This window comes from Desmonostoc vinosum, assembly GCF_059505385.1.
The window spans coordinates 1-12871 of record NZ_JCACKM010000178.1; the positions used below are offsets into that span (position 1 = coordinate 1).

The window sequence follows — 12871 nt, forward strand, 5'->3', positions numbered from 1 at the left end:
AGGGAGTAGGGAGTAGGGAGTAGGGAGTAGGGAGTAGGGAGTAGGGAGTAGGGAGAAATTTTCTCCGCGTCCCCGCGTCCTCTTGCCCTGTTCCCTTTCATCACATAAAAAGCCCCTGGTGCTGGCCAGGGGCATTGATCTATATTCCCTAACATGAGGATCGCATCTGTAAGACGCTGGTAAGGTCTAGGTAATGCAATTAATGCACCATATCTATGATAAATTTGCAATTACCTCGATTTCCCACATCAAAACTTGTGAGATGTAATGGTGTAACGCAAAATACTTGTCACCTCATGGAAGGATGTGTTATTAAGGCTGTATAACCAAATTAGTAAGAATTTGCCTATTGATTTTCCTATACTTTAGGAAAAATCACCCTCCTAGCACTTGAGACGCGGCTGCTGAACCCATGTCTCTCAATCTCTTCACAACAAAAGGTCTTTTTTAAGACTCTATTTGGAGTTTTCATGCAGCCAAAAAATATTAAACGTCTCCTACGTGCATTATCACGGCAGGGTTTGGATGTAACTTATTACCAACACACTTATTCTGTCCGTTTAGCTAATTCTCCTGATGCCCCTGTAGCTGAAGTTCTGCTACCGGAAGGTTTTCCTATAGAAGCTAAAGCACTAAAGCAGTTAGCGAATCTCGCAAATGTTCGTCATCCCGCTGGTGGGTGTGTGTGTCGCGCCTGTGCAACACCTGACTTTCACCCTGGTGATGCAGGCGTTGCTATTGGTTCAGTCGTCGAAACTGAGGGTCAAGTTATTCCTAGTGCCCTCGGTTCTGATATTAATTGTGGGATGCGCTTGCACGTTGCCGACTTAACAATTGACGAATTCTTGGCAAAGCGCCACCAATTTGTAGAACTCATGAAAGGAGATTACTTTTTTGGTACGCGCGATGTAACCATGACTGCCGGCGCGATGCGTGCTTTATTTGAGGATGGCGTTCCTGGTTGGCTAGATGCGATGCTAGACCACCCTACAGGAAGTGTAGTTAAATCTGATTTGCATCAACTTACTCAAGAAAGCGATGGCTTCGCCAACGCCTTCGGCCAACGCATCTTTTTAGGTGGTTCAATGGATGGTAGTTGGAAACTAGCACCACCAGAACTGGTTCCCGATGATGGGCTAGTACGCGACGGTGGACTGGCAACTATCGGTTCTGGCAACCATTTTGTGGAAGTGCAGCGAGTTGATAGAGTAGAAAATCGAGCTTTAGCGCACATTTGGGGAGTGCGAGAAGGTCAGATCACTTTTATGATTCACTCTGGTTCTCGCAATGTAGGTAAGTATATTGGGGGAATGTGGCGAGATCGTGCCAAAGCAACTTGGCCAAAAGGGCTTAAATATCCCGATGCTCAAATTTTTCCCTTATCTACTCATTCTCATCCTGAACTAGTTACCAGCTACCTACAAGCTGAAGCCACTGCTGCTAACTATGGCTTCGTCAATCGCTTGCTTTTGGCAGAACTGCTACGTCTGCGTTTGCGAGAAGTCTATGGAGATGTGGCCGCACCTCTAGTTTATGACTTGCCGCATAACATCACCTTGCCCCAAGTTGAAGATATGGAGATGTTATATGCAACATCTGCACAATCCCAGATTAATAAGTGGGTAACACGCAAAGGTGCATGTCCCGCCTATGCAGGACAACCAGTGATTATCCCCGGTTCAATGGGTGCTTATTCTTATTTAATGGTGGGCAGAGGTAATCCAGCCTTTTGCTATTCTGCATCACATGGGGCGGGAAGGGCGCGATCGCGTTTTGAACTCAACCGCAGAGGTGCATTGCAAACTGAAGCAGAACTAGGATTAACTGGAGTAGACTGCATCACCTTACGTAAAGAACGCCGAATTGAAGAAGCACCCGCAGCTTACAAACCAATTGAGTCTGTAATTGATGTCCAAGTTAATGCAGAAATAATAGATGTTGTAGCCCGGTTGAGTCCAGTTCTGACATTTAAAGCGTAGTAATAAACTAATTTCTGTGCGTCTCCGTCTCCCCGTGTCTCCGCGTCAGCCCTAACGATAAGTTTTCAAGCGAACATGATATTAAACATGTTTTAGCTAAACTACACTTCTTTAATCAGCCGACCGTCTTCCATATGAATAATGCGATCTGCAACATCTAAAATTCGGTTATCGTGAGTAACTATTAAAATGGCACAATTTTGCTCTTTAGCTAGTTGTTGCATCAAGGTGACAATATCTCGACCTGACTTACTATCCAAAGCAGCAGTAGGTTCATCGGCTAAAACCAATTTGGGACGACTAACTAAAGCGCGGGCAATTGCAACTCTTTGTTTTTGTCCTCCTGAAAGATCAGGTGGATAGTAATTCACTCGATTATCTAGTTTAACGTTATTAAGCATCGCTTCTGATTGATTGCAAGCTTGCAATTTGGTAATATTTTTGTGTAACTCAAGTGACATCTGAACATTTTGTCTAGCTGTTAAGAAATCTAGCAAGTTATTAGCTTGAAAAATATAACCAATATAGCGACGTACTTGTACTAATTGCTCATTGCTAGCTCCATAAAGTTCTTGACCTAAAAATTTCAAACTTCCTTCTTGAACAGTGCGTAATCCTCCAATTAAAGTAAGCAAGGTTGTTTTTCCTGACCCTGATGGCCCAGTCATAATGACAATTTCACCAGATTTAATTGTCAAACTAATATTAAACAAAACCTGAGTGCGTAAGTTTTTTTTACCAAAATAATGATTGAGGTTATCTATGTTAATAACAAATTTTGTTTCCATCTTTTACTAAATTTTTTCTTAGTTGTTTCGCCAAAATAATGATAGCTCTACTGTAATTGTTATGCTGAATTGGCAGTCTTTAACAGTGAACAGAATAAAAAGGCAAGATTCAAAAACTCATGTAAAAAAACCGAGTATTTAAAAACATCTCTTCTCTATTCCCCACTCCCATTTTGAAATTAAAAAATATCTGCTGGGTCTACTTTTCGCAGCTTGTTGGTAGATAAGAATCCAGAAGTTAAACACATTAATACAACAGAAACTAAGACTATGGTTGCTTTATCTAAACTCATAATTACTGGTAGTTTTGTAGCATTCTTTGCCACATCATAAAGTCCCAGAGATATAGCAAAACCGGGAATATAACCCAAAGAGGCTAAAATTAAAGCTTGTTGAAAAACTACATTCAATAAATATTTATTTTTAAAACCCATTGCTTTTAGGGTTGCGTATTCAGCCAAATGAGTAGAAATATTACTATAAAGAATTTGATATACAACAATTACACCAACTACAAATCCCATGCCCACCATCAGATTAAAGACAAAACCAATAGGTGTTCTCAAAGTCCAATAGGTCTTTTCAAATTCAATAAAGTCCTGACGAGTAATAACTTTTACATCTTTGGGTAACTTAGCAGTTAAATCCGCTAAAACTTTTTGAGGATTGGTATCAGGTTTAAGGTTAATAATACCTATATCTATATCTTGTGCTAAACGGTCTTGGAATATTCGCAGAAAAGTAGAAGAACTAACAATTAAATTTCCGTCAACTCCAAAGGAAGGCCCTAGACTAAACAAGCCACCAATCTTGACTTTATAGCCAACTAATGCAGTATAAGTAAATATTTCCATTTTTACAGTTTTTCCTTGCTCAAATTCTTGAGCAAGCGGGCCAAACTCTTTTCGAGAAGCACGGTCAAAGAAAACTATATTGGGAATTTGTAGCAGTTTAAAGTTTTTTTGAATTTCCGATAATTTAAAAATCGATTTTACAGGATCAAATCCTATGACATACATAGGAAACTTTAGCCCATTGTTGGGATTTTTTAGCTTAGCAAACTGTACATATAAAGGACTAACTGATTCTACATTTTTAAAACCTAATGTTTGATATAAACGTGAACGAGGAAAGCTTTGATTTGATGTCAAAGATTTATATTGGGCGCTAATGATAAACAAGTCTCCTTTAAGATTATGATGTAGCTGTGTAGCACTAGCATAAAGAGCGTCTTGAAATCCAATTTGCATAAACATTAGAACAGTAACAAAAGCAATCCCAGCCAAGGCTACAATAAAACGGGCTTTTTGCCTAGCTAGTTGTAGCCAACCTAAAGGTATATTGAGAATCATTTTGCCAACCTCAATTGATGCACATTAGACAAGGTCTGTCTGGAGAGTAGGGAGTAGGGAGTGGGGAGTGGGGAAGAAATATTTTTATAGTTCCTTGTAGGGTATAAAAATCTCTCTCTTCTAGCCCCTAATCCCTAGCCTCTATATATCGATGAGTACCTCTACTTGTAGGTCAGTGAGACCAGCAACCTGCTGATTATCTGTGGATTTATCTATGCGAATTTTGACATCAACTACTTTGTTGTCTGTATCTGCACCAGGAATGTTATTAAAGATATTTTGTCTGCCAACTTGCAAACCAATATCTGTGACTGTTCCTTTGATTTTTCCTGAGAAAGCATCGCTAGTAATAATTGCAGATTGACCTAAACGCACTCTTTTGACATCAGTTTCATAGACTTCTGCTACCACATACATTTGTTGTGTGCGACCTAAGTCAACGATTCCTGTGGTGCCAATAATTTCTCCAGGCCAGGTGTTAATTTTGAGGATTTGTCCGGTTATGGGCGATCGCACTATACTTAAATCCCAGTCTGCTTGAGCCTGTCTGACTGAGGCTTTTGCACTTTCAATATCTGTTTGTGCTGCTTGTACATCGGTGGGACGGACTTCTGCAATGCTATTAAGCTTGGCTCTAGCTTCTTTTAACTGCTTTTGAATAGTTTCTATAGTTCGACTGAGAGAGGCTTTAGCTTCATTGAGCTGCTGTTGCACAGTTTCGACTCGCAAACGCTTAGCGTCAGAATCAGACGATGAAATTGCACCTTCTTTATATAAGCGCTGATATCGCTGATTTTCGCTTTCAGCATTACGCAACTCAGCGGCTATACGAGCGATTGTTGCTTGTTGTGCAGAGATTTCTCCGTTTAACTCTGCTTCTAAGCGGGCGATCGTTGCTTGTTGTGCAAAGATATCTCCTGCTTTGGCTCCTGCTTTTACCTGATTGAGACTAGCTTGAGCAACTAAGATTTGTTTTCGGGCTTTTTCTAAAGCTGCAAGACGGAGAAAATAACTATCGAGAATTGCAACTATCTGCCCCTGATGTACTCGTTCTCCCTTGTTGATAAAAAGTTGTGCAACTCGAATACCTCCTTGAGAATCAGGAGCAGATAAACGAATTACCTCACCTTCAGGTTCTAAACGTCCTAAAGCAGCAACAGCCTTCAGCGTCGGTGAACTGCTAGGAGTCGCTTGAGGCTGAAACTTAGAAGCTAACTGAAATCGGGAAAGACCATAGAGGAAAATTGTACCAGTAATTCCAGCCAAAATAGCTGCCAAAATTATCGACCACCAACCTATAGATTTTGTGAAAGACTGTCTTTGTTTGAATACCATAATCATGTCTTCCAAGTTGGAATCTCACGGGTGGTTGCCCACAACGTTATATCGTTTCACTTTAAGATTGATAGGAAGCAGGTGGAGCAGGCTCATAAGTGTAGGTTTTTCACATTCAATCCGAAAAAGCCTATTTTTCCGTTCCAAAATCTTTCTGTGCGTCCCCTACGGGTTCGTCAGTCGCTCATGGGGGAAACCACGCCACTCCCACGCCACTTGCTACAACGGGGGGAACCCCAACGCGAGTTGTTCATGGGGGAAACCCCCAAGACCACACTCGCTCCGCAACGCAGTGGCTTCTCAAGTCGGGAAACCCGCCCACAGGGGTGGCTCCCCAAGACCGCGCTGACTCACCGCATCGATCAAAACGCAAAATATTAAAAACCTACACCTGTTAGAGGGGAGCAAGGGAGGCAGGGGAGGCAGGGGGAGAAATAACCAATTCCCAATTCCCCTATTTACTTGTTTAATACTACCTCTTTCTTACTTTTAACGATCGCTAGATACTCACTGCGAGTTCCATCTACTCGATAATGGTCACAAATTTGGCAGAGTTTCAAAATATCCAATCTACTAAATACTTTTTGATGCTCAATTCCATTGTCATTTCTCCAGCGCCAGAAAGTTGTCCGGTCAATACGGCGATTGCTTTCAGGCCATCTTCGTCTAGATAAGAAATCCACTAGTTCTTCTTCATAAAACGAGTAGCCTTTTGGCAACTTCAGGAGTTCTTCTTTCAACTCAGTTAGCGGGATGAGTGGATCTAATTCAGATAGTCTCATGCCAGCAAGCCCTTATAGTTTCGTGTTAGTTCAATTATGCAGAACGCTTCATGCAACACGGGTTATCATCTTAACTTGGTTACTTATCAAGCCCCGTTGGGGCGGGTGTGGGGTGTAGGAATTTAGGGGAAAGGTTTAGGCTCAACAACCCTCTATTTAAAAGCTGCGTTCCTTGGGACAATTGTGTTGGGCGAGGCTTCAATTCTCGTTCAACACCTGATCCCCCACACCCTTACATCCTTTCCCATACTCCTAATGAAAATACTGTGCAGTGAAAGTGGATAAACTCATGAGGTAAAAGGTGAATTAATCAGCTATTATGTGTCCCATTTGCATATTTTTTGGTTGAAACTGTCATTGGTCATTTGTATTTATAAACGACAAAGAACAAAGGACAACTAGATAAAGGAATTATGCAATTTAGATGTGTTTTAGCTGATTGTGATTCTCTTGACCTCTGGTTTCTCCCACCTGGTTAAGCGAACAGTATAGAGTTACATTATTTAGTCACATACAATAAACTGATTGATACTCAATTGCAAGCTATATGCAACATATTTTATATTGGTTATTTATTGAATCGAACGATAAAAATTATAGAGGATATTTATAATAAAATATTACTTTTTTAAAGTATTTTTTTTGATTAAAACTCAGTAGTTGACGACAAAAAGCTTGTAGAGGGAGGATTTTTGATTTATCAGCAGTTGACAATTAATATTTTTCATTCTTTAGATATAGTTACTAGTTGCTAAATTTACTTTATATAAAAAATATAATTTTAAAAATCAAGATGTATCAGAATAATCTAAATTGGTATACATCTAAATATTTTTTTGAAAAATATCAACTTTTAGATAGATGTAAAAGCTGGTTGTAGAATTGAATAGTTGAGTAAAAGACTAGTATTTGGTTTTTGAAACAACTCCGTATACACAACTTAAAAAGATTGATTTCCCACTCCCCACTCCCCACTCTCCACTCCCTATCTATGTATGCAATTTATATGCAATTTTGGCTATGAGATATTACTAAAGTGAGATACTAATTTATTAAAGTTTTGATAGCTATGCGAGTGATAGCGATCGCCACCCAAATACCACGGAGAAAATGAAACTACAGCGATTCATGCTCTCGTTACCAAGCTTTGATAACAAGCGGCTAATTTTTCATGCAGCTCGCCAAACTCTTCGCAAAGCCGAGATGGCTCGTCTAGCAGTTCATGAATGGCTTAATCGCCATGATTTTGAGCTAGAAGAGTGGAAAAACAGAACAGCCTTTGAGCTTGGTATAAGTATTAGTGAACTTGAGCAGAAGCTGTTAGCTGCTGCTCAGCGTCAGTTGTTAATGAGCAAAAAAGACCAAGAGCCTGATTCTTGCATTCCATCACAATCGTCAAATGAGTAGTCAAGAAATAGGGGATAAGGGTGTTGGTTGCTGATGCCGTTTCACTTTAAGGTTGATACAAATGAGCAGGGGGAAAGAATTATAGACAAATCATTTGTATCAGATATTTTGTGAAATAGTATGAGCGGAGTCATTGAGTATACTTGTACTGAGCTTGTCTGTTCGCTTTTAAGCGTTCCCTTCCATGAAGTTGCATATGAGTTGCAATTGAGAAACAGCCAGTTTAAGATAAACTCAAGCCGCAATGCTATTGGATAGAATGACTCTGTATTAAACTATCCAGGCTCAAGCTGATAAACAATTTATTTTGTAGCTTTTAAGCGATTAATTATTTATCTGAAGAACCAAGATTTTCTCTTAAAAGCTAGTTGTAAGTTTCCTTATTTCAAAAGGAACTCAATTGCTAAATACATTTACATTTCCCAAACACAATAGTGAAGATAAAGTCATGGCTGCTTCTAGGGTTGAAGCTGTCTTGGCACAGCTAGAGGACGAAGTTAGCGATTTTGAGCAGGCTCTGCTGAAGCTAATACAGGTAAAAAAATTTATGATTGAGAATCCCCAATTAAACAACAAAATAACTACGCCTAAACAACAAATTGATATTGCCATTATTGGCATGGGTTCTATATTCCCTCAATCTCAAAATTTACAGGAATATTGGGAAAAGATAATTCATAAAATTGATTGTATTACTGATGTTCCTCCTTCCCATTGGAATATAGAGGATTATTTCGATCCTAATCCCAAAGCACCTGATAAAACCTACTGTAAGCGTGGTGGATTTATCCCAGAAATCGACTTTAATCCCATGGAATTTGGGCTACCACCCAACATCTTAGAAGTTACAGATATTTCACAGTTGCTGAGTTTGGTTGTTGCCAAAGCTGCAATGGATGATGCAGGCTATGGTGAAGCGCGGCAGTTTAATCGCGAAACTGTTGGCGTAATCTTAGGTGTAGCAACAGCAGGACAGCTAGCAGTACCATTGGGTGCGAGATTACAGTATCCGATTTGGGAAAAAGCTCTCAAGAGTAGTGGTTTGTCTGATGAAGATACCCAAAAGATTATCGCCAAAATCAAAAGTGCATATGTGCAGTGGGAAGAAAACGCCTTTCCGGGGATGCTGGCTAATGTAGTTGCCGGACGAATAGCCAACCGTTTAGATTTAGGTGGGACGAACTGCGTAGTAGATGCTGCCTGCGCTAGTTCCTTGAGTGCGATGAAAATGGCGATTAGTGAGCTAGTTGAACATCGCGCCGACATGATGCTGACTGGCGGAGTTGACACCGACAACTCGATTTTTGCCTACATGTGTTTCAGCAAAACTCCGGCTGTCTCCCAAGGACAGAAGGTGAAACCTTTTGATGCGGAATCCGATGGGATGATGCTGGGGGAAGGTGTGGGGATGTTAGTACTGAAGCGCTTAGAAGATGCCAAGCGAGACAATGATCGCATTTACGCAGTCATCAAAGGCATTGGTACTTCTAGTGATGGTCGCTATAAAAGCATCTATGCCCCACGTCCCGAAGGGCAAATTAATGCTTTGCGTCGTGCTTATGAAGATGCGGGATTTCCACCTGCGAGTGTCGGTTTAATCGAAGCACACGGCACAGGCACGATGGTTGGAGATCCAACAGAGTTTTTATCGATCAAAGAAGTTTTTGGCGAAGCTAATCCCAGAAAACAATATATTGCTCTTGGCAGCGTTAAATCTCAAATTGGACATACAAAAGCTGCTGCTGGTGCGGCCAGTTTAATTAAGGCAGCTTTGGCATTGCACCACAAAGTATTGCCACCGACAATCAACATCACCAAACCACATCCGAAGCTGAACATTGAGAGTTCGCCTTTTTATTTAAATACACAAACGAGACCATGGATTAAAGATGATGCCCAAGCGAGACGTGCAGGAGTCAGTTCTTTTGGTTTTGGTGGCACTAATTATCACGTCGTTTTGGAAGAATATGAAAGCGAACACAATTTACCCTATCGGTTACACAACACTCCCCAATCAATACTGCTGTTTGACACGACGCACCAACAGCTATTGTCACGCTGTCAACAAACTCTCAAGCAATTACAAGCTGATGGGGGAGAACGACATTACCAAGAATTGATTGCGGCTTGTGAATCTTTAGAGATTCCGCTTACCAATGCCAGAGTGGGGTTTGTTGCTGATTCTCTCACACAAGCTTGTGACTTATTACAAATCAGTATTGATTGGTTGAAAAATCAGCCACAAGCAGAATCTTGGGAGCATCCCCAGGGAATTTATTACCGCAAAACGGGGATGGCAACACAAGCAAAAGTAGTAGCGTTGTTTTCTGGACAAGGCTCACAATACTTGGAAATGGGTCGGGAGTTGGTGATTAATTTTCCTTGCTTGCGACAAACCTATGGTGAAATAGACAACCTTTTACGTCAGGATAGTTTACAGTCGCTGTCTGAGGTTGTGTTTCCTAACCCTGTATTTGAGTCAGAGCAAAAAGCTGCTCAGTTAGAAAAATTGCAGTTAACAGAGTACGCACAGCCGGCGATCGCAGCTTTTAGTGTTGGTTTATATAAGATATTGCAACAAGCTGGATTTAAGCCAGATTTTACTGCCGGACATAGCTTTGGAGAAATTACCGCTTTGTGGGCAGCAGGGGTGTTGAGTGCAGCAGATTACTTTTTCTTAGTGAAAGCTAGGGGACAAGCCATGGCTGCACCACAAGATCCCCAGTTTGATGCTGGAAGTATGTTAGCAGTGAAGGGAGATGTGGATCAAGTTACAGAACTGATTCCAAATTTTCCTTTAGTCACGATCGCTAATTTAAACTCCCATCGTCAGGTGGTGTTGGCAGGGGCCAAAGCAGAAATTGCCAAAGTACAGGAAGTTCTCAAAACTCAAGGATTTTCTACTGTCTTGTTGGGAGTTTCCGCAGCTTTCCACACACCCTTGGTGGCTCATGCACAGAAACCCTTTGCCAAAGCAATTGAAAAAGTAACTTTTCATGAGCCACAAATTCCGGTTTACACCAATGTCACAGGTAAGTCTTACCCAAGCGAACCGCAAGTTATTCAAAAAATCCTCAAAGAACATCTGCGGAACCAGGTACTATTTAAGCAAGAGATTGAGAATATCTATGCTGAAGGCGGTTATTGCTTCATTGAATTTGGGCCACGCAACATTCTGACCAACTTGGTTAAAGATATTTTAAGCGATCGCCCTCATTTAGCAGTGGCTTTGAATCCCACCTCATCTAAGGATAGCGATCGCTCCTTGCGAGAAGCTGTAATCCAGTTGCGCGTCGCTGGCTTACCTCTGCAAAATTTAGATCCCTATCAAAAAGAGCGTAAAATCCCAGAAGTTCCCAAAAATCGCGTTTTGAATGTGCGTTTAGACAGCACGAACTACGTTTCAGAAAAAACGAAGCAGGCTTTTGCTAAAGCACTGGCAAATGGGGATCAAGTGAAATTCAATGCTACTTTGGAGGACGTGAAGACACGGGGACGCGGGGAGGTGGAGACACGGGGACGCGGGGAGGTGGGGAATTTATTGGATGATGCTACGATTAACTCTAATAGTTGGTCTGAGCATGAAAACAAGCTGATGTTAAATGGGATTAAAGATCCGTCTGCTGCTTCCTCTTCCACCAACGGCAAGCAGACATCTGTGCATCAAGAGCCATCAAAAGGGCTAGATATGCCATCTCTGCAACCAAAAGAACCAAATGTGAATTATCAGCGAGTCATTGATAGTCTAGAGTATACTCTGATAGAGTTCAATCGCTATCAACGTAGCGTCTTGCAGGTTCATGAACAATCTCTGAAGCATCAGACAGAATATACTCAAACTTTCTTCCAATTAATGCAGCAACAGCAATTATTGTGGGGAAATAGTAAACTCACCGAACAACAGAATCAAACTCAGCAACTTGCAATCTCCAGTTCCGAACGTAGCTTGATGCGTTTCCACGATCATCAAGCTGAAACCCTCCGCGTTCATAACCAATACCTGCACTATCAGCAGGAATATGCTAATCAATTCTTCCAATTTCTGCAACAACAGTATGATCTGCTGTTATCTGGTGATGCCAACATAAATCAGGTTGTTTTGCGTTCACCTGAAGACAGTCCTACTGCTTCGCTATCCTCAGAAGATCAGCCTACTTTAGTGAAAGAAACTATAGTTGCTATATCTGAGGATGAATTTGCCACCAAAGTTGAGCCAGTGTTAACTGAGGTTGCAAAACCAGCGCCAGATGCGGTGCTAGTCCTGCTAGAAGAGAATCATCACGCAACTGCAACAGTAGCCATCGCACAATCCCCAATAATTGATGTAGCTAACCTTAGTCCAACTTTGTTATCCATTATTAGCGATAAGACAGGCTATCCAATAGAGATGTTGGACATAGACATGGATATGGAAGCAGACTTAGGGATAGATTCTATCAAACGAGTAGAGATTTTGGGGGCATTACAAGAGATATACCCCGACTTTCCTAAGTCAAATGTAGAAGAACTAGGAGAACTACGAACAATCGGTCAAGTTGTAGAGTATATACAATTCCGTGTTTCTTCTTCAGAAGCTTTCACTTATGGAGAAGAATTAGAGGCTGAGAACTTCACGTTTAGCGATGAAGTCGATACCAAAATCTCCATTACTGCTAATTCTCAATTTCCCGTTAATCTTGAGTCAACAATTAGCCAGCAATCAACCCCAGTCAGCGAAATCGTAGCATTCAGAGCAGAAGAAGATACTAAAGTAACCGTCAAAGAATCTACCGCAACTGATGAGTATGCAGATATAGGTCAAACCCTGTTAACCATCACCAGTGATAAAACAGGTTATCCGGTAGAGATGCTGGATTTAAATATGGACATGGAAGCAGACTTAGGTATTGACTCAATCAAACGCGTAGAAATCTTGGGGACGATGCAAGAAATGTACCCCGACTTACCCAAACCGAACGTCGAAGAATTGGGAGAACTACGCACAATTGGTCAAATCGTTAACTATCTCCAACAGTTAATTGGAGATGAAAAAAAAAACTATCAGCATGAGTTTGAGCAGCCGCCTCGAATAGACCACAATATCCAACGCTGTCCTGTCCAACTCAAAATCTTACCGCGACCAGATTATCTAGATTGCAGTCTACCAGAGGGACACATCTGTTTAATCACCGATGATGGTTCTCTGACCACCTCAAAATTGGCTCATTCCCTGATTGCCCAAGATTGGA

General features: G+C 41.2%; 7 protein-coding genes and 1 pseudogene. 3 read left to right on the forward strand and 5 right to left on the reverse strand.

Features of this window, described 5'->3' with window-relative positions:
• Positions 1 to 230 (reverse strand): annotated as a pseudogene (locus AC5JMF_RS23180) (hypothetical protein); the annotation flags it as partial.
• Positions 231 to 470: 240 nt separating this feature from the next.
• Between AC5JMF_RS23180 and AC5JMF_RS23185 the strand changes: the two are divergent.
• Complete coding sequence (locus tag AC5JMF_RS23185; protein WP_495798058.1) at positions 471 to 1979, forward strand: RtcB family protein; 1509 nt, start codon at positions 471 to 473, stop codon at positions 1977 to 1979.
• Positions 1980 to 2080: 101 nt separating this feature from the next.
• On the opposite strand, the gene AC5JMF_RS23190 is transcribed toward AC5JMF_RS23185, so the two are convergent.
• The 4 genes from AC5JMF_RS23190 to AC5JMF_RS23205 all read right to left on the reverse strand — a co-directional run bounded on the left by AC5JMF_RS23190 (position 2081) and on the right by AC5JMF_RS23205 (position 6236).
• A complete protein-coding gene (locus AC5JMF_RS23190; RefSeq protein WP_495798059.1) occupies positions 2081 to 2767 on the reverse strand; it encodes a DevA family ABC transporter ATP-binding protein in 687 nt (228 codons plus the stop codon).
• A 179-nt stretch (positions 2768 to 2946) separates the two neighbouring features.
• Positions 2947 to 4119, reverse strand: a complete 1173-nt coding sequence (gene devC, locus AC5JMF_RS23195; protein ID WP_495798060.1) for an ABC transporter permease DevC — start codon at positions 4117 to 4119, stop codon at positions 2947 to 2949.
• Between the two features lie 141 nt (positions 4120 to 4260).
• Positions 4261 to 5454, reverse strand: a complete 1194-nt coding sequence (locus AC5JMF_RS23200) for an ABC exporter membrane fusion protein (protein WP_495798061.1) — start codon at positions 5452 to 5454, stop codon at positions 4261 to 4263.
• A 458-nt stretch (positions 5455 to 5912) separates the two neighbouring features.
• The gene (locus AC5JMF_RS23205) at positions 5913 to 6236 is read right to left on the reverse strand and encodes a hypothetical protein (protein ID WP_495798062.1); all 324 of its coding nucleotides are present in this window, start codon (positions 6234 to 6236) and stop codon (positions 5913 to 5915) included.
• 1128 nt (positions 6237 to 7364) lie between these two features.
• Here AC5JMF_RS23205 and AC5JMF_RS23210 point away from each other — a divergent pair.
• Both AC5JMF_RS23210 and AC5JMF_RS23215 read left to right on the forward strand, forming a co-directional pair.
• Complete coding sequence (locus AC5JMF_RS23210) at positions 7365 to 7643, forward strand: hypothetical protein (protein ID WP_495798063.1); 279 nt, start codon at positions 7365 to 7367, stop codon at positions 7641 to 7643.
• 448 nt (positions 7644 to 8091) lie between these two features.
• Positions 8092 to 12871, forward strand: a 4780-nt coding sequence (locus AC5JMF_RS23215) for a beta-ketoacyl synthase N-terminal-like domain-containing protein (RefSeq protein WP_495798064.1), incomplete at its 3' end; no start/stop codon positions are given.

Excerpts from the sequence above, each read along its gene's own strand:
- AC5JMF_RS23185 (WP_495798058.1), top strand. The coding sequence starts at position 471 with ATGCAGCCAAAAAATATTAAACGTCTCCTACGTGCATTATCACGGCAG.
- AC5JMF_RS23190 (WP_495798059.1), bottom strand. The coding sequence starts at position 2,767 with ATGGAAACAAAATTTGTTATTAACATAGATAACCTCAATCATTATTTT.
- devC (WP_495798060.1), bottom strand. The coding sequence starts at position 4,119 with ATGATTCTCAATATACCTTTAGGTTGGCTACAACTAGCTAGGCAAAAA.
- AC5JMF_RS23200 (WP_495798061.1), bottom strand. The coding sequence starts at position 5,454 with ATGGTATTCAAACAAAGACAGTCTTTCACAAAATCTATAGGTTGGTGG.
- AC5JMF_RS23205 (WP_495798062.1), bottom strand. The coding sequence starts at position 6,236 with ATGAGACTATCTGAATTAGATCCACTCATCCCGCTAACTGAGTTGAAA.
- AC5JMF_RS23210 (WP_495798063.1), top strand. The coding sequence starts at position 7,365 with ATGCTCTCGTTACCAAGCTTTGATAACAAGCGGCTAATTTTTCATGCA.